20 protein-coding genes and 1 tRNA gene are annotated in these 20,865 nt (G+C 68.8%); 6 read left to right on the top strand and 15 right to left on the bottom strand.

Annotated elements, in window-relative coordinates; all coding sequences use genetic code 11:
- The first annotated feature begins 25 nt into the window (after nt 1-25).
- Nucleotides 26-457 carry an HIT family protein gene (locus C3L37_RS09215; protein WP_129114317.1) on the top strand — a complete coding sequence of 144 codons (432 nt, stop codon included), beginning with the start codon at nt 26-28 and terminating at the stop codon, nt 455-457.
- Nucleotides 458-554: 97 nt separating this feature from the next.
- Complete coding sequence (locus C3L37_RS09210; protein WP_129114316.1) at nt 555-1,307, top strand: AAA family ATPase; 753 nt, start codon at nt 555-557, stop codon at nt 1,305-1,307.
- Nucleotides 1,308-1,316: 9 nt separating this feature from the next.
- Here the strand turns inward: C3L37_RS09210 and C3L37_RS09205 are convergent, their stop codons facing one another.
- Nucleotides 1,317-1,832: a DUF7858 family protein gene (locus C3L37_RS09205; RefSeq protein WP_129114315.1), complete on the bottom strand. Its 516-nt coding sequence runs from the start codon at nt 1,830-1,832 to the stop codon at nt 1,317-1,319.
- 173 nt (nt 1,833-2,005) lie between these two features.
- On the opposite strand from C3L37_RS09205, the gene C3L37_RS09200 reads away from it, so the two are divergent.
- Entirely contained in the window at nt 2,006-2,869 is an 864-nt protein-coding gene (locus C3L37_RS09200; RefSeq protein ID WP_129114314.1) for a transcription initiation factor IIB, read from the top strand.
- A 26-nt stretch (nt 2,870-2,895) separates the two neighbouring features.
- Here C3L37_RS09200 and C3L37_RS09195 read toward each other — a convergent pair whose 3' ends face one another.
- The 7 genes from C3L37_RS09195 to C3L37_RS09165 form a co-directional block, all read right to left on the bottom strand.
- Complete coding sequence (locus C3L37_RS09195) at nt 2,896-3,558, bottom strand: MinD/ParA family ATP-binding protein (protein WP_129114313.1); 663 nt, start codon at nt 3,556-3,558, stop codon at nt 2,896-2,898.
- The gene (locus C3L37_RS09190) at nt 3,555-4,388 is read right to left on the bottom strand and encodes a DUF7857 domain-containing protein (RefSeq protein ID WP_129114312.1); all 834 of its coding nucleotides are present in this window, start codon (nt 4,386-4,388) and stop codon (nt 3,555-3,557) included. The genes C3L37_RS09195 and C3L37_RS09190 overlap by 4 nt, the downstream gene beginning before the upstream one ends.
- Nucleotides 4,389-4,419: 31 nt before the next feature.
- Complete coding sequence (locus C3L37_RS09185; protein WP_129114311.1) at nt 4,420-5,271, bottom strand: DUF7856 family protein; 852 nt, start codon at nt 5,269-5,271, stop codon at nt 4,420-4,422.
- Nucleotides 5,268-5,606, bottom strand: a complete 339-nt coding sequence (locus C3L37_RS09180) for a DUF7855 family protein (protein WP_129114310.1) — start codon at nt 5,604-5,606, stop codon at nt 5,268-5,270. Before C3L37_RS09180 ends, C3L37_RS09185 begins: the two co-directional genes overlap by 4 nt.
- Before the next feature lie 103 nt (nt 5,607-5,709).
- Nucleotides 5,710-6,333: a DUF7504 family protein gene (locus C3L37_RS09175; protein WP_129114309.1), complete on the bottom strand. Its 624-nt coding sequence runs from the start codon at nt 6,331-6,333 to the stop codon at nt 5,710-5,712.
- An 86-nt stretch (nt 6,334-6,419) separates the two neighbouring features.
- Nucleotides 6,420-6,701, bottom strand: coding sequence for a DUF7854 family protein (locus tag C3L37_RS09170; RefSeq protein WP_129114308.1), 282 nt, complete (start codon nt 6,699-6,701; stop codon nt 6,420-6,422).
- Entirely contained in the window at nt 6,702-10,763 is a 4,062-nt protein-coding gene (locus C3L37_RS09165; RefSeq protein WP_129114307.1) for an LAGLIDADG family homing endonuclease, read from the bottom strand.
- Nucleotides 10,764-11,038: 275 nt separating this feature from the next.
- Here C3L37_RS09165 and C3L37_RS09160 point away from each other — a divergent pair, with 275 nt between their 5' ends.
- Entirely contained in the window at nt 11,039-11,689 is a 651-nt protein-coding gene (locus tag C3L37_RS09160; protein WP_129114306.1) for a helix-turn-helix domain-containing protein, read from the top strand.
- A gap of 201 nt (nt 11,690-11,890) precedes the next feature.
- Here the strand turns inward: C3L37_RS09160 and C3L37_RS09155 are convergent, their stop codons facing one another.
- From C3L37_RS09155 to C3L37_RS09130, 6 genes are all read right to left on the bottom strand, one after another.
- Complete coding sequence (locus C3L37_RS09155) at nt 11,891-12,298, bottom strand: PIN domain-containing protein (RefSeq protein ID WP_129114305.1); 408 nt, start codon at nt 12,296-12,298, stop codon at nt 11,891-11,893.
- Between the two features lie 3 nt (nt 12,299-12,301).
- Nucleotides 12,302-12,550, bottom strand: a complete 249-nt coding sequence (locus C3L37_RS09150) for an antitoxin VapB family protein (protein WP_129114304.1) — start codon at nt 12,548-12,550, stop codon at nt 12,302-12,304.
- A 218-nt stretch (nt 12,551-12,768) separates the two neighbouring features.
- A tRNA-Pro gene (locus C3L37_RS09145) sits at nt 12,769-12,841 on the bottom strand.
- 44 nt (nt 12,842-12,885) lie between these two features.
- A complete protein-coding gene (locus C3L37_RS09140) occupies nt 12,886-14,736 on the bottom strand; it encodes an SLC13 family permease (protein WP_129114303.1) in 1,851 nt (616 codons plus the stop codon).
- Nucleotides 14,737-14,832: 96 nt separating this feature from the next.
- Nucleotides 14,833-16,887, bottom strand: a complete 2,055-nt coding sequence (locus C3L37_RS09135; protein WP_129114302.1) for a DEAD/DEAH box helicase — start codon at nt 16,885-16,887, stop codon at nt 14,833-14,835.
- A gap of 222 nt (nt 16,888-17,109) precedes the next feature.
- A complete protein-coding gene (locus C3L37_RS09130) occupies nt 17,110-17,493 on the bottom strand; it encodes a cupin domain-containing protein (RefSeq protein WP_129114301.1) in 384 nt (127 codons plus the stop codon).
- A 181-nt stretch (nt 17,494-17,674) separates the two neighbouring features.
- Here C3L37_RS09130 and C3L37_RS09125 point away from each other — a divergent pair, with 181 nt between their 5' ends.
- Nucleotides 17,675-18,847, top strand: coding sequence for a M50 family metallopeptidase (locus tag C3L37_RS09125; protein ID WP_129114300.1), 1,173 nt, complete (start codon nt 17,675-17,677; stop codon nt 18,845-18,847).
- 70 nt (nt 18,848-18,917) lie between these two features.
- The gene (locus tag C3L37_RS09120) at nt 18,918-19,334 is read left to right on the top strand and encodes a hypothetical protein (protein WP_129114299.1); all 417 of its coding nucleotides are present in this window, start codon (nt 18,918-18,920) and stop codon (nt 19,332-19,334) included.
- A 29-nt stretch (nt 19,335-19,363) separates the two neighbouring features.
- On the opposite strand, the gene C3L37_RS09115 is transcribed toward C3L37_RS09120, so the two are convergent.
- A complete protein-coding gene (locus tag C3L37_RS09115; protein ID WP_129114298.1) occupies nt 19,364-20,827 on the bottom strand; it encodes a CehA/McbA family metallohydrolase in 1,464 nt (487 codons plus the stop codon).
- Between the last annotated feature and the right edge of the window lie 38 nt (nt 20,828-20,865).

The following is a 20,865-nucleotide window of genomic DNA, read 5'->3' as shown; positions in this document are numbered from 1 at the left end:
ACCGCGGGCGGCCGACGGTTCGTCCATGTCCGACGACTGCATCTTCTGTCAGATCGTCGCGGGGGAGATCCCCGCGCACGTCGTCCGCGAAACCGACACGACGCTCGCGTTCCTCGACGTGAACCCCCTCGCGCCGGGGCACACGCTCGTCGTCCCGAAAGACCACTACGAACGGCTGAGCGACGCGCCGAGCGACGTCGCCGCGGACGTGTTCCACGAGGTGTACGAACTCGTCCCGCGCGTCGAAAGCGTCGTCGACGCCGACGCCACGACCGTCGGGATCAACGACGGCGCGGCCGCCGGTCAGGAGGTCCCGCACGTGCACGCGCACGTGGTTCCGCGCTTCGAGGGCGACGGCGGCGGGCCCATCCACGCGGTCGCGGGCGAGCGCCCCGACCTCTCCGACGAGGAGTTCGAAGAGATCGCGGAGGGGATCTCGGCGTCCCACCGCACGTAGACCCACCGGCGGGCCGGACGGGCGTCGGGTCGGTCGATCCGGCCGAAGCGCCGTCGAATCGCGACCTTTTAATCAGAAGAGGTGACCAGTCCGAATCATGTCAGGAACGGCGACGGCGCTGGTCGGCGCGACCGGCGGGGCGGGGACGACGCGGACCGCGGTGGAACTGGCGGCGACGCTCGCGCGCGACGGACGGAACGTCGCGATCCTCGACGCGGCATTCGCGACGCAGGGGCTCGCGGGGTACGTCGAGGGACGGATCGACCCGGATCTGACCGCGCTGCTCACGGACCGCGCGGACGCGCCGCTCGACGAGGCGTTACGGGTGCTCGCCCTCTCGGCGGCGGTCGAGGGGCGGGTCGCGTGTTGTCCGGTTCGCGCGCCGTTCGAGCGGCTCGCCCGCGCGAAGACGGTCGCCGCGGCGCGGCGGTTCGAGGAGCGACTCGCCGAGGCGGCCGAGACGTTCGACCACGTGCTCGTCGACGTACCGCCGGTGGCGGCTAACCAGGCGATCGCCGCCGTCGCCGGGGCCGACCGCGTCGTCCTCGTCGCGCCGGCGACGACGCGCGGGGCGGATGCGATCGATCGAATGCGGGATCGGTTGCTCGACGTCGGGACGACCGTCGACGGAGTCCTCGCGACGCGCGGCGACCTCGACGCGGCCGACGCGTCCCTCCCCGCGTGCGAGGCGACCGCCGCGGCCGATGCGCCTGCCTGTCTGGACCCGGGCGCACCGATCGCGCGCGCGGCGGCCGACGCGGCAGAGGAACTCCTCGGCGAGTCGCTCGATCTCGCGTTCGAAGAACCGGGACTGCTGGAGACCGTCGAAGGGTTCGTGACGCGGCGCTGAACGCCCTCGTTAGCGCAGCTCCGTCGCGTCGCTCATCGTCTCGCCGAGAGCGTCTCGTTTGGCGACGGCCGCGTTCGTGGCCGGCGCGCGCGCCCGCTCCGCCGCCTCGACGAGCGCCGGAACCGGATCGTGCGTCTCGACGTAGGCGGCGAGCGCGAACGTCGTCTCCCCCGCGTCCGCGAGCGTCAAGGCCTCGGATCGCGAGAGCCGTCCGGCGATCCAGTCGCGCACCACCCGGCGACCGATCGGAGAGAGCGGCGAAACGCCGACGACGCCACACCGGTGGAGCGCCTTCGCGGCCGTCACCGGCGCGACACCGGCCGCGAGGGCGCTGTCGCCCACGCTCGCCCCGTCGACGTACGCGTTCAGCAGCGTCGCCGCCGCCTCGGGCGCGCAGGGCAGCGAGTCGGCGTGCTCCTCGAAGCGCTCGGCGAGGCTCGCTCCCGTGTCGTCGACGGTCGAAACTCCCCTGTCGCGCTGCTTCGTCGTCACCTCGATCCCCGCCGCGATGTCGGCCAGCCCCATGAGTGAAGTCTGATACTTCAACCGACTAAAAATTACGGATCGGTGTGAGGACGGCCGCCGACCGAGCGCGCGGAACGTACCGGTCACCGGTACGTTCCTCGGTCGAAATCGGGGTCGTTCCCGTCCGATCGTCCCGTCTTTAAATACCCGATCGGGGCGAAGCTTCGAGTGTGATGAGTCAGGCACGCGCGGGCGGTTGTCCGGAGTGCGACGGGCGATTGAACGCGAGCGGAGACGAGACGGTCTGTTCGAACTGCGGGCTGATCGTCGCGGAGGACCGCATCGACCGGGGACCGGAGTGGCGGTCGTTCGCGGACGACGACGCGAACCCGGAGCGCACGGGCGCGCCGCTGACGCGGTCCCGGCACGATCGCGGACTGTCGACCGAGATCGGTCGATCCACGCGGCTCAAGGGGCGAAAGCGGCGGCAGATGGCTCGACTGCGCCGTCAACACAATCGCGCGCGCATCGCAACGAAGCGCGACCGCAACCAGGTGTACGCGTTCACGGAGATCCGGCGGCTCACGGGCGCGCTGTCGCTGCCGGAGCGGGTGCGCGACCACGCGTGTTCGCTGTTTCGCTCCGCCCAGAACGAGGACCTGCTGCGGGGCCGTTCGATCGAGGGGTTCGCGTCCGCGACGGTGTACGCGGCCTGCCGCGTCGCCGCCGTCTCGCGGACCGTCGACGAGGTCGTCTCGGCGGCTCGCGCGACGGAGTCCGAACACCGCGCCGCCTACGACGCGCTCAATCGCGAACTGGGGCTGCCGGTCGGTCCGATCGACCCCGTGGAGTACCTCCCCCGGTTCGCGAGCAAACTCGATCTCGACGCGACGGTGGAGCGGCGGGCGCGCGAACTCGCCTGCGAGGCGCACGAGTCGGGCCTCGCGACGGGGCGTAATCCGAGCGGCGTGGCCGCGGCGTGTCTCTACGCCGCCGCACGACAGCTAGACCGGCCGGTGACGCAGCGGGAAGCGGCGTCGGTCGCAGGCGTGACCCCCGTCACGCTCAGGAGCACGTACGCGAACCTGCGGGACTGACGGACGCCGTTTTCCGATCGAATCCGCTATGCGGACGCGCAGCGCCGAACCGCCGCCGCCAGCGCGTCGATCGCGCGCGCCGCGCGGCTGTCGGGGGCGGCGGTCACGACCGGCGCGCGGTCGGCGACGGACGCCGCAACGCGCGGGTCGGCGGGGATCGCGACGGCGGGCGCGCCGAGGGCCCGTTCGATCGTCCGCGTCGGCGGATCGTCGACGATTCTGTTCAGGGCGACGCCGACGAGTCCCGCGTCGAGTTCTCGCGCGAGCGCCCGCGTCCGGACCGCGTCGGCGAGCGCGAACGGGCGCGGCGAAGCGACGACGACGCAGCGGTCCGCGACGGCGAGGGGGACGCCCACGTCCGCGCGCATGCCCGCCGGGCAGTCGACGATCACGTCGCCGCGCTCGCGCTCGACGGTCCGAAGCGCGTCCGCGAGCGCGGTCACGTCCGCGGCCCGCGCGCCGGCGAGCGAGCGGCCGCACGGGAGCAGCGCGACCGGCGACCCGCGAACCGCTTCGATCGGATCCGCGCGACCGGCGAGCACGTCGTGCAGGTCCGGGCCCCGCCCCCGCGGGAGGTCGGCCATCCCCAGATCGGCGTCGACGACGACCGCGTCGATGCGAGCGCCGAGGTTGTACGCCACCGTCGACTTGCCGACGCCGCCCTTGCCGCCGACGACCGCGAGGATCACGCGAGCCTCCTGAGCGCCGCGACGGGGACGTCCGTCGCCTCCGCGCGCTCCGCGAGCGCCGTCGCGCGATCGGCCAGCGTCCGCAGACGGGCTGCGTCCGCCGAAACCCGCGCCTCGAGCCGGTCGACGCCGTCGAGGCCGCCGACCGCCGCGACCTCCCTCGTCGCCGCCGACACCGACGGGTTCGTGAGCCGCTCCGCGCGCTCGATCCGCGAGGTCGCGTCCGCGAGCCACGTCTCGACCGCCCCGGGGAGCGTCGCTCCGTCCACGCCTTCGAAATCGTTCGAGTTCTCGACGCCGTACTCGCCCTCGACGCCGTCCGGGGTTCCGTCGGCGCGATTCGATCCGCCCGCCGATTCGGCGCGATCGGAGGAGGTCGCCCGGCGGAGAGGCACGTCCGTCCCGGTCGGCGGCTCGGGGACCGTCGGCGGAGGTGGAGAAACGGCCTCCCGCGGCGGTTCGGGGCGACCGAGGCGGCGAACCGCGTCGGCGACGGTCGGCGAGGAGTCGCCCTCGGTCCGATCGTCGCGGACGACTTCGACCGGGGGGCCGCGCGCGGGGGCTGGACAGGCGTACCCCGCGACGACGAACCCGCCTGCGGGAACGACCGTCTCGAATCCCGCGTCGTCCCAGCCCTCCTCCGGAACGCCCTCCGTCCGCGGCGGGAGGACCGGCCCGTCGAGCCGGTTACGGAGCCGTACGAGGCGGTCGACGGGCGTCGGATTGCGCAGGCGCACGGAAACGAGCGAGACGCGGTCCGCCGAATCGACCGTCCAATCCAGCGCGACGACGCCGACGCCGGCGTCGTCCTCGTCGCTGTCGGAGTCCATGGGCACCGTGGTTCCGTCACCGGATTTAAACTCACAGGAGGACGACGGCGGCGTCGAGCCGCGCGGCCGCCTCGTCAGCGTCGTCGAATCGATCGACCGAGAGCACGACCGGCGCGGCGAGGTCGGCGATCCTGACGGCGGCCAGGTGGGCGGTCACCGCGTCGCCGTCGAACGCGCCCGGATCGCCGCCGGGATCGACCTCGCCCGGAAGCTCGCGCGCCGCGGCCGCGAAGTCGCCGTACACGGCCGCCGCGAGGTGCGCCCGGGCCGCGCGTTCGAGGTTGGCGACGCGGTCTTCGAGTTCGAGCCGTCGCTCCCGCTTCGTGCGGGCCTCACGGGCGCGACGTTCTGCCGCCGAGAGCGCCTGCACCGCGGCGATCCGCTCGGTTTCGACTTCCGAGAGCCGCCCGACCGTCGTTCGGAGGTCGCGTTCGACCGGCGCGGTCTCCGCGTCGATTTCCTCGAACGCACGGAGCCGACCGCGCAACTCGGCGACGCGCTCGCGGAGCGCCGCCGCATCCCGACCCGCGGACGCGGCTCGTCGCCGCAGATCGGTCAGGTCGAAGTCGGGAACGCGGCGATCGGCGAGTTCGGCCCTCGCCTCGCACAGCTCCGATCGCTGCGGCGCGCGGCGACCGCGCGACCGGGCCGCCGCGGCGAGCAGCGCGCGCAGCGATCGATCCGCCGCGCCGTCGACGTGGCCGAGTCGGTCGTGGGCCCGGGTCGGGTCGGGGCAGTCGACGCGCACGGGACCGGACGACGCTTCCGGCGCGCGGATCGCCTCGAGGATCGTCGCCCCGTCGAGGGGTTCGCCGTCGACCGTCACCGATCGAAGGTCGATCGCGCGTCCCCGGTAGACGGTTCCGTCCGCGACGAGCCTCACAGCTCGCGTCGCCGAAGCCGTTCCGGATCCGGGTGATCGGTGCCGGCCGCGAACTTCGCGTACGGCGTGCTTGCGTGTTCGCGCGCTTCGTACGCGACGGCCGCGTTTCGGACCCGCTCCGGGACGGTTTCGAACTCGTTCAGCGGCTCGGTCCGTTCGAGTTGTACGTCGGAGCCGTGTTTTTCGCGGAGGCGGAGCGCGAGAAACGCGCCGAGTTCGGTCTCTTCGAACAGGGCCGCGCGTCCGAACCGCCGGACGACGCACGCGTCGTGCGTCCGGCAGACGTTGCGCAGCGAACCCCGCGCCGCCCGAGAGTACGTGACGACCAGCAACACGGGTTCCGCTGCGAAACGAATCGGGGTAAAGATATCGGATTTTCGACACGGGATGACGGGTATAGACATCGGATCGGGAATCGCCGACATCCCGTGTCGAAAATCACCGACTCCGGACCGAGGGCTCGGCTCCACGGAGGTCGACGACGGCGTCGCAGAGCGACGCGACGCTTTCGACCGCGCGGGATTCGTGGGCGTTGGGATCCATGTGAAAGTGTGCGACCGCGTCGGCGGCGTACAGGTGTCCGGTGAGCACGTGGAGGAACTCGTAGGCGGTTTCCAGTTCGACGTACTGCAAGAGCGCGGTCAGCGAGTCGAAACAGGCGATCGTCCGGTTTCCGTTCCCCTCCCAGCGGAGGAGGTACTCGTTTATCGCGATGCCGAGTCCGGTGAGGTCGTTCGGGTTCGCGACGGTCTCGATCGGCCCGGCGGCGGAGCCGACCGCTCCCGCGTCGCTTCCGACCGCGCCGACGGCCCGCATCGACTCGCCGACGCTGACGATGCCGATCGCGGCCGGTCGCGCGTCCGCGTGCGTTCGCCACCGACGGAGTTGGGCGTCCGGCGAGCGCGTGTACGACACCCAGAGGACGTTCTCGTTCGCGGCGTCGTGCGGGCGGAGGAGGTCGGTGCAAACGTCGCATTCGGTCTCCGAAAGGGACGGGGCGAGAAGCAGGACGCTCGACGCGTCGACGAGGCGCTCTTCGACCCCCGAATGAGTACGTACCACTGTCACACCCACCTCACCCGAACGGGTAAGTGTACCCGACTATGCGGGTAGTTGACTAAAGTGTTTACATATATTTCATCCAACAGCTAGTCGAGCCGTTCGACGTCGAGTTTCAGCGGAGCGTCCGCGTCGAGGAGGTCGCGAACGCGCCGTTCGGCCTCCGCCCTGGAGTCGGCGACGACGACGAGTCCGTCGACGCGATCTTCGCCGGTCGCTCGGTACGCGGCGAGGCCGTCGGCGTCGAACTCGGTGGCGTACGTTCGAAGCACGGCCGCGACCCGGCGCTCCGTGGCCGCGAGGTCAGCCTCGCCCGACTCGAACGCGCGCAACGCCTCCTCGACGTTCCGGAGCGCGGAGATTCGGTCCATCTACGTCGTCCTGAGGTGGTTCTGGCGGGGTTCGTACACCTCGCCCTTCCGGCGGAGCTTTTCGATCTCCCCCTCGGCCTTGGACCGGTCGAGCCCGATCTCGCCGGCGCGTTCGAGCACCTCCTCGACCGGCGCGCCCTCCTCGTACTCGCCCTCGATGTCGGCGATGAGCTGTTTGAGGTTCTTGATGCGATCGCGCTGGGTCTTCGACCGCCCCGTCTCGACCACGTCGGCGTCGAACTGACCGGTCTCGGGGTCGACCCCGATGTCCTGCAGACAGGAGCGCACGATCTCGATGACGCGGTCCGCGTCCTCCGGTTCGACCGTGTCGGAGAGCCTGACGCGGGCGCTCGCTTCGGAGAGGCGGACGAGCGCTTCGAGCTTTCTGGCCGTGACGGGCACGGGCGCGTCCTCGTCCGCACCCTTCGACCGGAGGTTCACGTAGAAGTCGCGGATCGCCTCGCGAGCCTCGGGGGTCATCGTCGGGAAGACGTTCCGCTTCGCGTAGGCGATGTACTTCCGGAGGAGATCCGGATCGATGGACGGCGCGACCGTCTCCGTCACCTCCTCGACTTCCTCTGCGGTGAAGTTCGACCGCGGCATCCGCGTCCGCTGCGTGTGTAACTCGCCCGCGTAGTTCGTCCGGAGGATGTGCTCGGCCAGCCGGCTGTCGTGCTCGGGGTCGGGCTGGTCGGTGACGGTGAAGATCAGATCGAACCGCGAGATGAGCGCGGGTTCGAGGTCGATCTGCTCGCCGATCGATTCGTACTGGTCGAACCGGCCGTACTTCGGGTTCGCCGCCCCGAGCAGCGAACACCGCGATTTGAGCGTCGCGTTGATGCCCGCCTTGCTGATGCTGATCTGCTGTTGTTCGAGCCCCTCGTGCATGGCCGAGCGGTCTTCGGAGTTGTGAACGACCATGCCGTTGGCGACGAAGTTGTGCGTCCCCTCGACGGTCATATCGTACACCTTCGGCTCCGAGCGCGACTCGATCGCGTCGAGAAGCCGTCGAATCTCCTCGCGGACGTCCGCGATGCGGGCGAGCGCGACGTCGACCACCTCGTCGAACCGATCCGTCCGAACGACGCCGTCGAACCAGCGCGAAACGGTCGACCCGTCGACCCCGAGGTCGGTCGCGACGTCGGCGAACGAGACGCCGTACCGGTCGAGTTCCCGTCGGAGCTCCGACCAATCGTCCACGGTCGGTTCCGCGGCCAACAGCGCTCGGGCCCGCTCGGCGCAGTTCGTCGCGTCGCCACCGACGACGTCGGCCAGTTCGTTCCGCAGCAACCGAATCCGGTCGTCGACCCGATCCGCAGCGACGGTTTCGACCGTCTTCACCCGTCGCCACATCACGTCGCCGCGAACCAGTTCGCGGAACGTGCTGAGGTCGGTTTCGGCGACGGACTCGACGATCTCCCCGAGACGTCCCGTCACGACCGCCTGAAGGTCGTCGTCCTCGCCCCAGTCGTTCGAAATCTGCTGCTGGCTGAAGGCAGTTCCGTCCGCGAGTTCGGACTGGGAGACGTGGTAGCGTTCCTTGAGTCGAGTCAGGGTGCGCCAGTCACACGAATCGGAAAGCGTCGCCGCGTCCTCGCGTGCGGCGGCCTTGCGCGCTTCGAACGCGTCGAGGATCGTTCGGGCGCGGGAAATCGACGCGTTCGCGTCTCCGTTCTCGAAATTGCAGTAGGTTGCGTCGACGAGACCGCACTCCGAAACGTAGAGCCGAAGCGAATCGCGGAGCGATCGTAGCCGCTCGCCACAGTTGGGAATGACGTCGAGGATCGTCCCGTCGCCGGAGGCGGACGCGCAAACCTCGTCGAGGAGCGACTGCTTGCGGGCGAGGGTAAAGCCGACGTGCCGATTGAACCGTCGGAGCGAGTCGGCGGCGGTGATCGCGAGCGCGTACAGATCGCGCTTCTCCGGGTGCTCACGGTGTCGTATCTGACACGTCACCCCGAATTCGAGCAGGAGGCTCTTGACGCCGAGCAGCAGTTCGTAGCTCGACGAACTGATTTTGACGTTCCCGGTGGCGGCGTCCACGCACCCTTCGCTGTCGGCTACCGCGCGGACGAAGGCGGCCTTCGTCGACGGCGATGCGTCCGACACCGCCGTCGGGAACGCCCTCTCGTCGTACGCGCCGAGGCACATGCCGGCATCCAGCACCGACTCCGCGTACTCGCGGCCCGAAAGTCGGACGGTCTCGACGCCGTCGTCCCGCCGTTCGCTCGGGTGGCGAATGGGGGTGGTTCCGAAGGCGGCTCGACAGGCGTCTTCGAAATCCGAGAGAAGCTCTTCCTCCGTGTTGGTGAACCGGATCCCGTAGACGCCCTCGTCGCGGTCGTAGTAGACGTTCCCGTCGCCGGAGAGGTATCCGAGCACCGCGCCGAACGCCGGCGGAGGGTCGTCCGGCCCCGAACCGTCCTCCGTTCTCGAACCGTCGTCCGCCGACGGAGCCGTCGGCTGCTCGGCGGCGGTGACGCCGCCGTCTCCCGTCGGCCGTGGGAGGTGCCGGGGCACGTACACCCAGTCGTCGGGGTCGAGCGCCTCGGCGGGTTTCTCCACGCGCTCGCCGTCGTCGAGGACGAAAAACGGGTGGTCGTCGACCGCGGTTAGCTTCTCGCCGGACTCCAACGTCACCCGCGTCAGTTCGTCCGGCGCGTCGTACTCGTGAATCGCGGCGATCGGTCGGGTGACGAGTCGGTCGTCGTCCGTCATCGTCCACGCGTCGACGCCGACGTCTCTTATGGTACGTCCGTTCGATAGGGTCTCGATCTCGCCGTCTTCGCCGGCTTCGTGCGCGAGCTCGGCGATACGCGTCACGCGACCGTCTCCGAGGTGGACGAGCGTGTCGCCCGTCACGCAGCGCATCTTATCGAGTTCGTCGACGGCCGCGATCCCCTTGTCCGCGAGGACGAGCGCGCCGGCCTCGAGCGACCACTGCTGGCCGTCGCCGAAGTCGTCGCGGACGGCCGCCGCCGTCAACCCGGCCGAGGACGACCCCTTGCCGGACGTGTAGACCGACCGCGGGGCGATGTTTTGGATATATGATAGGAGCTGGCTCTTACCCGTACCGGGATCGCCGATCAGGAGCATGTGGAGGTCGCCGCGGATCCGGGAGCCGTCGGGGAGGTGTTTGGTGACGCCGGAGAAAAGTTGCAGGATCATCGCCAGCTTCTGCTCGTCGTAGCCGTAGATGGAGGGCGCGACCGAGGCGACCATCTCCTCGTAGATGTCGGGGTCGTTCGAGAGTTCGACGATCTCGCGTTTGTCCTCGTCGGTGATGTCCATGTCCTCGAACTCCTCGTCCTCGATGACGATCGAGATGCCGTCCATGTAGAGGTCGAAGATGGCCGACTTCTCCTGGCCGTTCTGCATCTGCTCGATGTGGAGGACGCCCGTGACGGAGACGTGGTCGCCCGCGGTCACCCGACCGGTGATGTCGTCTTCGATGTTGACGTCGATGCTCTGGGGCGTCTCGCCGCCGCGAAGGCCCTCGGGGCTCTCCTGGATGCGGAGCTTCTGCGAGTCGATGAACTCGGATTGATCGAAGTTGACCCGGAACGGGCCCTGTCGCTCGCAGCCCTGACACTCGTGCGGCTCCTGAAATCCGCCTTCGGCCTGCGGGATGTACGTCATCGTCCCGCAGCGTTGGCACTCGAAGGCGGCTTCGGTGATCTTCGGCCGCACGTCGGTCGCCTTGCGGACGATCCCCTGCACGCTCACGAGTTTTCCGACGTGATTGTCGTGCACCCGGATACCGCGGATGTCGATGCTCTCGGGGATGTTCTGGAGCCTGACGTGCGCCTGTCCGAGGCTCACGTCCGCGGGGAGGTCGTAGAGCCGGAGGGCCTCCTCCGCGTACTCTTGGAGCTGTTCGGGCTGGCTGAGGTAGTCTTCGGCGAGATCCGGATCGAAGGTGTAGAGGTCGTCGTAATCGACGTACAGCGAACGCTGTTCGTTCGGATACTTCTGCGCGAGCTGACCGATGGCCTCCCGGTAGTAGTTGCGGTAGAACTGAATGAACCGCTCGGTCAGCTCCTGGTTCTGCGCCTGAGCCATTGACGGGGTGTTAGGACCTCATCGTGTAAGAACTGTCGCCTCGGACCGAAAGTGATCGGCGCTCGCGGCGATCCGACCGCGTCCGCGACGGTCGTCCGACCGGGACGTTCCGGACGATCGCCTACTAGGACGCCGAATCGCAGTCGTCGTGTCCATATTCAAACCCCAGGGTTCCGCATACATGTTTTATTCGTCGTGAGCGCGATCGACTTCGTAGCGCGGTACCGGCGGCGGCCGGCCCCGACCGACGTCGCGCACGCTCAGCGGGCAGACGAATGATACGAGCCAGGTTCACCACCGACGCGCCCCTTCTTCGAGAGGCGTTACACCGAACGTCGGACGTGAGCGTCGAACTCGACGCCGCGTTCGTGACGACCGCGGGCGCGCTCCGTCTCCTGTTCTGGGCGACGTGCGGCGACCGCGACGCCTTCGAGGCGGCCCTCGACGAGGATCCGACCGTCTCGAACGTCGCGCCGCTCGTCGACGAGGAAGAGTACCGACTCTACCGAGCGGACAACGGGGCGTCGGGATTCGTCCGATCCGCGTACGACGAACTCGTCGCCGTCGACGCGACGTTCGTGAGCGCGGTGGGTACGAAACGCGGCTGGGTGGTCGAGGTCCATATTCCCGAGCGGCGCGCGCTTCGCGACCTCTGGGAGTGGTTCGCCGAGCGCAAGATCGGGTTTCGAGTCGAAAGCGTCGGGTCGGTTCGCCGGGCGGAGACGCCGCTGACCTACGATCTCACGCCGGCGCAGCGCGAGGCGCTCGTGCTCGCGTACCAGCGCGGCTACTTCGACATCCCGCGCGGGGTCGCGCTCGCCGACCTGGCGTCCGAACTCGGTATCTCCGAACAGGCGTTCTCCGAGCGACTCCGTCGGGGCTGTTCGCGGGTGGTCGGGAACGCCGTCGAGGGCGAATCTCGGTGATCCGTCGATCGTCACCCAGACACGGACCTGTCAGATCAAACCGTTAGGAAGTCACAGCCACTTCTTTTCTCGACGAAGTCCTGCATGTGTTCGAGGCGTTCACAGCTTCGCTTCGATTCTGGCCGAGCTTCGACGACACGTCGTCAGCTACCCGGTCGATCGGCTCATACCCGTCGTCCGTCAGCCGGTAGGGGGTCACGCTCATCGGCCCGTGTCCGCGTAGTCCTCGACGTCGATCACGGCCGCGGTCTCCGGGTGCGTGAGATCCCGGTCGGCGCTTACGACCGCCGCGTCGAGCTCACGACCGACCGCCGCGATCACGCCGTCCATCCCGGTGAGGTACGGGCCCTGCGGGCCGACCTCGTCGGCGATCTCCGCTGCGGTGATGGCCGTCCGCCCGTCAACGGGATACACCTCGGCCCACGACAGGGCGTCGCGAGCGCCCTCGATGTCACTCTCGCCCGGGCCGTTTCCCTCTCCGACGAGGACCTCCGCGAACGCCGGCGCCGGGACGACGAACCGCTCGGTCGAGTGCTCCTGGAGGTACCGGGTTGCGGCGTCGACGTCCTCGAGGTAGTCAGCCAAGAACGTCGCGTCCAGGACCTTCATCCGTCAGCGCCCGCCCCGCTGCTCGATCCGTTCCTTCGACTTCTCTTTGTACTTCCGGCGGGTCTCGCGGACCCGGTCGGCCTTCTCGGACGACCAGAAACCCGCTCCGGCCAGAAGGTCACGTCCCCGGTCACGGTCGGTGCCGAATAGCCGCTCGAGGACGTCGTTGTAACTTTCGCCCTCGCGCCGGCGCCGTTTGATCTCGCGCTTCACGGCTTCGCTGACGCGGATCTGTTCATCTGCAGCGCCCATCACACGTTGACGTTGTACGTCGACGTACCTGTATCTTCGGTTGCGTCGTGATCGGCCCTTGTGGGGTTGAAGCCGCGATGCCGACGCCTACCCCGCGCGGACCGGCGTCAAGGACACCAGTGACGTGCTCTCGCATCGTTTGCCCCTCCCGGATTCGAACCTCAGTCGTTCCACTCGCTCCGCTCGTCCTCGTGCTCCCACTTTTGCTCCCCAAAAGATGGGACCGCCCGGATTCGAACCGGGGTCACGAGCACCCAAGGCTCGAAGTATACCAGGCTAACCCACGGTCCCGCACCTACAGGTAGCGCGGCACCGCGTGTAAAGCGTTTCGTTCCTTACGAAAGCGGGAAGAACACCGCGATGCCGAGCGTCGTCACCAGCGCGAAGAGCAGTTGCAGCGGCGCGCCGACGCGAACGTAGTCGGTGAACCGGTAGCCCCCCGGCCCGTAGACGAAGAGGTTCGTCTGGTAGCCGACGGGGGTCATGAAGGCCGTACTCGCCGCGAACGTCACCGCGATCACGAACGAAAAGGGGTTCGCGCCGAGGGCACCCGCGGCCTCGATGGCGACCGGCACCATGAGCACCACGCTGGCGTTGTTGCTGATGACGTTCGTCAGGAGAGCGGTCAGGAGGTAGAACACCGCGAGGACGCCCAGCATCGGGAAGACGTCCGCGGTCAGCACGACGAAGTCGGCGATCAGCTCCGCCGCGCCCGTTCGCTCCAGCGCGATCCCGAGCGGGATGACGCCCGCGAGCAGGAAGATGACGTCCCACTGGACCGAGTCGTACACCTCGCCGGGCCTGAGACAGCCGGTCAGCACCATCGCGAGCGCCCCCGCGAGCGCCGACACGACGATCGGGACGACGTCGACCGCCGCGACCGCGACCACCAGCGCGACGATTCCGATGGCGATCGGGATCTTCGACTCGCGGTAATCGTGGCGCTCGATCTCCTGTGCGACGATGAAGTCGCGGTTGGTGTCGAGGCGCTCGACGCTGTCGGTCGTCGCCTGCACGAGCAGGGTGTCGCCGACGCGAAGGGGAACGTTGTCCATCCGCCGCCTGATGAGCTCGCCGCCGCGGCGCAGCGCGAGCACCGTCGCGTCGTACCGCTGTCGGAAGCTCGCGGACGCGAGCGACTCGTCGACCAGCGACGAGCCGGGCGCGACGACGACCTCGACGAGGTTCTGCCCGCGGCCGCCCGCCTCCAGCTCCTCCTCCGTGACCCTCGCCGGGACGATGTCGAGCCCCTCGGCGTCGAGGAGGTCGACGAGCGTCGCCCGGTCGGTCCGGACGGTGAACACGTCCCCCGCACGGATCTGCTTCGGACCGAGCGGTTCGAGGAACACCTCGCCGTCGCGGATGAGCTGCAGGAGGTCCACGTCGAACCGCGACTCCGCGAGCGCGTCCGCCACCCGTTCGCCGACGAGCGGGGAGTCCTGCCGGACGAAAACCTCCGTCAGGTACTCGGCCATCTGGAACTCCTCCGTCAGATCGGTCCGGGGCTTGATCCGCGCCGGGGTAAGCGTCCGACCGACCGTCAGGAGGTACGCCGTCCCGACGACGGCGACGACGGCCCCGAGGGCGGTGAACTCGAACATCCCGAACGGCGGCTGACCCGTGAGGCGCGCGTAGAGGTCGCTCGCGAGGATGTTCGTCGAGGTGCCGATGAGCGTCAGGGTGCCGCCGAACATCGACGCGTACGAGAGGGGTAAGAGGAGCTTCGACGGGGACGTCCGCCCCCGCTCCGCGAGATCCGTCACCATCGGGAGCAGGATGGCCACCGCCGCGGTGTTGTTGATGAACCCCGAGATGGGGGCCACGACGCCGATCGTCGCGCCGAGCTGGCGCGTCTCGCTCTCTCTCGTCACCGCCGCGATCTTCGCCCCGAGGAGCTGGATGACGCCCGTCCGCTGGACGCCCTCGCTGAGGACGAACATCGCGAGGACCGTGATCGTCGCGGCGTTGGCGAAGCCGGAAAGCCCCTCGTCGTAGGAGATCAGCTCGATCGGCGCGTCGAGCAGCCCGACTGCGACGAGCGCCTCGGAGGCGGGCGCGACGAGCATCAGCGTCACCATCACGCCGATCGCGGTGATGTCGACCGGCACGGGCTCGGTGACGAAGAGGACGAGCGCGGCGAGGACGACGGCGAAGACGACGGCGATGCCCGGCGTGATCGCGACCACGGAATCGAGGACGTCGCCGCGAGGCAAAAGCGTAGGGGATTCGAACAGTCACGGAGAGCGGCCGTGCGACCACGGTCGCGCGCCGATTCGACCACGTTACAGGTCGTCCTCGGCCAGTTCCATCTCGGCGACGATGTCGTACGGGTCCAGCCCGTTTCTGATCCCGTCGAGGATGCGGAAGGCGTCGTCCGGCGCGAGGAAGTGCCGCGTCACGGCCCGACCGAGCGGGGTCGGCTCGAAGCCGTCGATGAACCGCCACTCCAGGAGCTTCCCGACGGCGTGCGTCGTCGGGATCTCCCCGAGCATCCGGTCGTTCAACCGCTTCGCCTTCTTGCCGGCAACGACGACGTTCGCGAGCGTCTCCTCGGCCGCCGCCGATTCGTCGTAGACGGTCGAGACGTCCTCCATCTCGCCTTTGAGGAGCTTGAACGCCACCTCGTCCTCGGTCATCTCCATCGAGTTGTGGTAGGAGCAGTCGGGTTCGACCAGCATGTAGACGACGCCGCGGTCGTGGTAGTCCGGCCGCCCCGCGCGCCCGAGCATCTGGCTGAACTCCTGCACCGAGAGCCACTCGATGCCCATCGCGAGCGAGTCGAAGACGACCTGCGAAGCCGGGAAGTCGACGCCCGCCGCCAGCGCCGCCGTGGTCACGACCGCCGCGAGCTCCTGGTCGCCGAACAGCCGTTCGACCTTCTTCCGGCGGCGGTAGTCGAGCCCGGCGTGGTACGGCGCGGCGTCGTAGTCCAGCTTCCTGCTGATCTCGTGACACCGTCTCCGGGAGTTCGTGAAGACGATGGTCTGCCCCCGATACCCCTTCGAGGACTTCCGGTCGAACTCGCGCCTGACGAGGCGATTTATGATCCGCGGCTTCTCTCGACCGTCGGCGAAGGTGACGTGCCGTTCGATCGGGACGGGTCGCTCCTCGAACTCGATCAGCGTCGCATTCAGGCGCGCCGCGAGCCACTCCGGGTTGCCGACGGTCGCGGAGAGGTAGATCCACTGTGCGCCGTCGTACTCGCTCCGCCCCCGCGCCCGCACCTCGCAGTAGTGCTTCAGCCGAGAGATCATCCCGTCGAGGCGGTGGCCGCGTTCGTCCTCCTTCAGCGTGTGGACCTCGTCGATGACGACCGTGCCGACGTCGCCGAGGTCCCGGCCGGTCCGGAGCGCGTGGTCGACGCCCTCGTAGGTGCCGACGATCACGTCCGCACCCGGGTCGAACCGCTCGCCGTCGTCGTTGATGCGGCTCGCGCCGACGCGGATCGTCACGTCCACGAGGTGGCCGTACCGGTCGCGGAAGTCGTCGTACTTCTGGTTCGCCAGCGCGACGAGCGGGACCAGAAAGAGCAGCTTTCCCTCGCCCTGCAGCGCGCGGTCGAGGCCGGCGAGTTCGCCGACGAGCGTCTTGCCGGTCGCCGTCGCGCTCACGACGAGCTGATCCCGCCCCTCGAAGAGGCCGTTGCGGACGGAGAGGCTCTGGACCGGGAGGAGTTCGTCGAACCGGTCTTCGGTCAACGCTCGCAGTTTCGGGTGGAGGTCGAGGTCGGAGACGGGGACGGGATCCACGTCGTCGACGGTCGCGCCGATCTCGTCGAACTTCGTGAGGTCGGGGTCGAGTTCGCCCTGCAGGAGGTTGGTGATGCGGTCGAGGTCCTGCACGTCGAAGAGCAGTTCTTCGAGCCGTTCCTGCGCCGCACCCGTGAGCCCGCCCGCGAACGAGAGTTCGCGTTCGAGTTCGCGGATCGCGCAGTCGGGGCAGATGAACTCGCCGTTGGTCCGGACGGCAGTGTCCTCGGTGATGGGCGAGTACCGGCCGGTCGAGGCGCAGTACCGACAGGTTCGGACGACGAGGGCTTCGAGCTGGTAGCCGTCGAGCATCTCCCGGACCTCGCGTCGGCCCTCCCTCGACGTCTGCTCGGAGATCCGGATCCGCTTCGCTCTGCGGGCCAGTTCGACGAACTGGTCGGGGCTGCGCGGCTCCTCGCTCGACCCGCGCTTGACCCGGAACTTCCCGGGCCGCGGACCGGCGCTCGTCTCCGTCAGTTCGAGCACGCCCCGGAGCACCCGGTCGCCGTCGCGGGTGACGACGACCAGGTAGTTCCCGTTCGCCTCGTGGAGGAACAGCGTGTCGACCTGCGCGACCTGCTGTGACACGTTGCTGGGTACGAGGACCGGGTATTTCAGCGGCACGGTAGCGTCACGTCCGTGACGGACACGCACGGGGCGACTCGCGTACGCGTGTCCCGACTGCGGGAACGCGAATCGCGCGCCGGCCGCTCGCGGGCGATCCGCGATCGGGTCGTCTCGTCGCCGACGGCGGTCGCGAAGCGGCGTTCGGACGGCGTTCCTGACCGCCTCCGGTGGCGGGCGGTTCCGTCAATCGTCCGCGTCGACCAGTTCGATCGCGTCGTCCCCGTTCGGCACGGCGCAGAGGAACGCCCCCTCCTCGTCGCCCCCGTTTCGGTACCAGTGGACGACCCCGGCCGGGATGAAAAGCGAGTCCCCCGCGGAGACCACGCGCTCTTCGTCGCCCAGTCCGACGACGTACTCCCCCTCCAGCACGTACTGTTCGTGTTCGACCTCGTTCGTGTGCTTCGGCACCGACGCGCCGGGGGCGAGCGTGAACCGCCGGATCGCAAAGTGGGGTGCGCCGTCGGTCTCGTCGACGAGAACGCCCTTTCGAAGCCCCTCCGCGGCGTCGACGGACGCGTATTCGATCTCTGCCGCGCGCTTCACCACGGGTGTGGTCTGCTCGCTCATGGGCGCGGATACGACCCCCTCCTCGTTAAGTTGAGCGTCGGCGCGCGCGCGTGGAGCCTCCAGAACGTGCTCGTCTCTCCAGAACGCGTTCGTCTCGCGAGACGGCGGCGCGTCGCGGACGGGACGGCCGCCCCCGGCGCTCGGGCCCGAGTTTAAGACCCCTCCGCGACTAGGTACCGGTATGCGTGGTATTCGGATCGGGAGCGCGTTCGGGATCCCCGTCAGGCTGGATTTCACCTTCCTGCTCGTCCTGCCGCTCTTCGCGTGGCTCATCGGGGCGGACGTGGGGAACCTCACGAACGCCATCAACGGCCTCTTCGGCTCGAACATCGCGGTCGGGCCGCTCACCGGCGGGTCCATGCCGTGGATCCTCGGCGCGGCGGCCGCGGTCGGTCTCTTCCTCTGCGTCCTCCTCCACGAGTTCGGCCACTCGCTCGTCGCGATGCGGTTCGGCTACGAGATCGACTCGATCACGCTCTGGCTGTTCGGCGGCGTCGCGCGGTTCACGGAGATGCCGGAGGACTGGAAGCAGGAGTTCGCCATCGCCGTCGCCGGGCCGATCGTGAGCGTGCTCCTCGGCGTCGTCTCCTACCTCGGATTTCTCGCGTTTCCGGACAGTCAGGCCGCCGCGAAGTTCGTCCTCGGCTACCTCGCGCTGACGAACGTCCTGCTCGCCGTGTTCAACATGCTTCCGGGCTTCCCGATGGACGGCGGTCGCGTCCTCCGTGCGCTCCTCGCCCGAAACCGACCGCACGCGAGGGCGACGCAGATCGCCGCGGAGGTCGGGAAGGTGTTCGCGTTCCTGCTCGGGATCTTCGGGCTGTTTCAGAACCTGTTTCTCGTCGCGCTCGCCTTTTTCATCTACATCGGCGCGTCGAGCGAGGCCCAGCAGACGGTCATGAAAGCCGCCTTCCAGGACGTGACCGTCCGCGACATCATGACCACCCGCGAGGACCTGCACACCGTCGAGGAGAACACGAGCATCGCGGAGCTGATGGACCGGATGTTCCGCGAGCGCCACACCGGCTACCCCGTCATGCGCGACGGCCAGCTCGTCGGGATGGTCACGCTGAACGACGCGCGGACGGTCAACGAGATAGAGCGCGACGCCTACCGGGTCGAGGACGTGATGTCCCGAGACATCGCCAGCGTCACGCCCGACGCCGGCGCGATGGACGCGCTCGAAGTCATGCAGGAGAACAACGTCGGTCGGCTCCCGGTCATCGACGTCGACGGCGAGGTGGCGGGGATCGTCTCGCGGTCGGATCTGATGACGGCGTTCAACATCATCCAGACGAGCGGCTCCGAGGCGATCCGACGCCGCGGGCGCGAGCCGACCCTCGAACCGCGGTGAGCCGCTCGCGTCCGTCCGACCGTCGGGTGTGACAGAGCGTTTAAGCCGCCGCCCGGCCGTCGTCGTACCGATGGCGCTCTCGAACCCGTCAACGGTCGTCTCGTTCGACGCGGAGGCGGCGCTCGCGGCGATAGCGGAAACGGTCGACGGATCGCTCTGGGCGCTCGTCGAGTACGACGCCGAGTCGTTCAACCCCCTGTACGTCGACGACGCGGCCCTCGCGCTGTACGACGACGAAGCGCAGATGTCGGCGCACTTCGAACGGATCCACTCGTACGTCTACCTCGATTTCTCGGAGATGGAGCTGTTCGCCGACTTCTTCCCGGTCGCGGAGCGCGTCGAGTACATGGTCACCGGGATGGACGCGTTCACCCTCGTTCGCGTGTACGTCGCCGACCGCGAGGGGCTGTTCATGACGCTGGATCCGGCCGAACCGGTGCGACCCGTCGTCGAGGCGGTGCGAGAGAGCGTCGACGGAAGCCGGTGATCGAGGGAAAAATCCGCGTCTCGGGCCGATTACGCTGGCGTCGAACGACGGACGAAAACGGGATTGGTCAGCGCGACCATCGCTCCCTCGGAATCGCGGACCTCGGCCCTGACGTAGTCCACTTCGTCCGCCCGTGTCGAAACCGTCACCGTCTCGCGGTCTTCGGAGAGTGGCTTCGTCTTCACGGTTCCCTCCTGGGTGTGGAGCGTCGCGACGGCGGACGCAGCGCCGACGACTCGAAGGCGAGTCACGAGGCGAGCATCCGGCGCGGCTTCGACGGTCTCTCCGATCTCGGCCCGGTCGCGGCCCGCTCGGACCGACATGCGCAGGGCGACGTCGGTCGACGCGGCGACGTAGGATCGGCCGGCCTTCAGCTCCGGCAGGATCGCGTCGACGGCCAACCGCGGCGCGCGAACGACCATCTGCGGGTGGCCGAGGTCGCGATCGGGGCCGTGCGAGTCGCTCCCGCCGACCGCCGGGATCGCCAGCCCGTCACGGAGCAGTTCGTCCCACAGTTCGACGGATCGATCGTCGTCCGCGGTCCACGGGCCGTTCCACACCTCGATCGTGTCGACGTGCTCGTAGCCGAACCGCCAGTCGCACCCCTTGTACGGACAGAACGGGTGCTGCGCGACGGTGAAGCCGCCGACGTCGCGAACCTCCTCGACGAATCGGGGAAGCTGATCGTCCTCGGGGAGGTATCGCCAGTCGATCCACTGACCGGGTTCGAGGCCGATCGCGCTGTAGTGACCGGCGCGCGTGGTGGGTTCTTCGCCGTTGATCACGAGGAGGTCCGACCGGGCGTGTTCCCCCCAGACGAGGTTCGCCGTGGGGGTGTTGTGATCGGTCGGGACGACGAAATCGAGGTCGGCGTCGGCCGCGCGGGAGACGACCTCCGACGGGGTGTACTGGCCGTCCGAGTGGACCGTGTGGAGGTGGATGTCCCCCCGGTACCAACCCGCCTCGTCGTTCAGCGCCGTCGGCGCGGGGTCCGGTTCGAACGCCGGGCCCGGATCGACGGAGCGCATCGTGATCGTGAGCTCGTAGTCGATGCCGGTCGACGAGACTTTGTACGGCCCGAGGATGACGTGCCACGTCCCGCTCTCGATCGGTCCCGGGACGTAGCCGGGCGTCGCCGCCGCTCGCGAGATGGAAAACTCCGACCGCGCGCCGCCGGACCAGCCGCGGAAGCCGTCGACGTTGCCGAGATCGTAGCCGTCGGGATCGAAAACGCCGATGTCGAGGACGTTCTCCTCGCTCTCGTTGTACTCGTACTCGACGTGCAGTTCCGTCACGCCCGCCGGCACCTCGAACGGAACGTACACCCAGTCCGGCGCGTCGTCCTCGATGCGCCCGGTGATCGTCTTCGTTCGCTCGTCGTCCGAAGACGACCCGGCCGCCGAAAGACCGGAAGCCGCGCCGAGCGCCGCCGTCGCGGCCGCCGCGCGAAGGACGGAGCGTCGTCGAAGGGGTCGCTGCGTGGGGTTCGTCATTGTGGATTCATCTATTCGACTTTATCTGAAGATGTTAA

Origin of the sequence: Halegenticoccus tardaugens (assembly GCF_004116405.1) — an archaeon.
Taxonomy (GTDB): domain Archaea; phylum Halobacteriota; class Halobacteria; order Halobacteriales; family Haloferacaceae; genus Halegenticoccus; species Halegenticoccus tardaugens.
Note: the sequence above shows the minus strand (reverse complement) of the source record. Positions and strands in the feature narration are given on the sequence as shown.

What these genes read in the sequence shown, in the direction of transcription:
- C3L37_RS09125 (WP_129114300.1), top strand. Translation starts at nt 17,675, where the DNA reads ATGCGTGGTATTCGGATCGGGAGCGCGTTCGGGATCCCCGTCAGGCTG.
- C3L37_RS09205 (WP_129114315.1), bottom strand. Translation starts at nt 1,832, where the DNA reads ATGGGGCTGGCCGACATCGCGGCGGGGATCGAGGTGACGACGAAGCAG.
- C3L37_RS09120 (WP_129114299.1), top strand. Translation starts at nt 18,918, where the DNA reads ATGGCGCTCTCGAACCCGTCAACGGTCGTCTCGTTCGACGCGGAGGCG.
- C3L37_RS09165 (WP_129114307.1), bottom strand. Translation starts at nt 10,763, where the DNA reads ATGGCTCAGGCGCAGAACCAGGAGCTGACCGAGCGGTTCATTCAGTTC.
- C3L37_RS09130 (WP_129114301.1), bottom strand. Translation starts at nt 17,493, where the DNA reads ATGAGCGAGCAGACCACACCCGTGGTGAAGCGCGCGGCAGAGATCGAA.
- C3L37_RS09215 (WP_129114317.1), top strand. Translation starts at nt 26, where the DNA reads ATGTCCGACGACTGCATCTTCTGTCAGATCGTCGCGGGGGAGATCCCC.
- C3L37_RS09160 (WP_129114306.1), top strand. Translation starts at nt 11,039, where the DNA reads ATGATACGAGCCAGGTTCACCACCGACGCGCCCCTTCTTCGAGAGGCG.
- C3L37_RS09210 (WP_129114316.1), top strand. Translation starts at nt 555, where the DNA reads ATGTCAGGAACGGCGACGGCGCTGGTCGGCGCGACCGGCGGGGCGGGG.
- C3L37_RS09170 (WP_129114308.1), bottom strand. Translation starts at nt 6,701, where the DNA reads ATGGACCGAATCTCCGCGCTCCGGAACGTCGAGGAGGCGTTGCGCGCG.
- C3L37_RS09190 (WP_129114312.1), bottom strand. Translation starts at nt 4,388, where the DNA reads ATGGACTCCGACAGCGACGAGGACGACGCCGGCGTCGGCGTCGTCGCG.
- C3L37_RS09150 (WP_129114304.1), bottom strand. Translation starts at nt 12,550, where the DNA reads ATGGGCGCTGCAGATGAACAGATCCGCGTCAGCGAAGCCGTGAAGCGC.
- C3L37_RS09200 (WP_129114314.1), top strand. Translation starts at nt 2,006, where the DNA reads ATGAGTCAGGCACGCGCGGGCGGTTGTCCGGAGTGCGACGGGCGATTG.
- C3L37_RS09155 (WP_129114305.1), bottom strand. Translation starts at nt 12,298, where the DNA reads ATGAAGGTCCTGGACGCGACGTTCTTGGCTGACTACCTCGAGGACGTC.
- C3L37_RS09115 (WP_129114298.1), bottom strand. Translation starts at nt 20,827, where the DNA reads ATGACGAACCCCACGCAGCGACCCCTTCGACGACGCTCCGTCCTTCGC.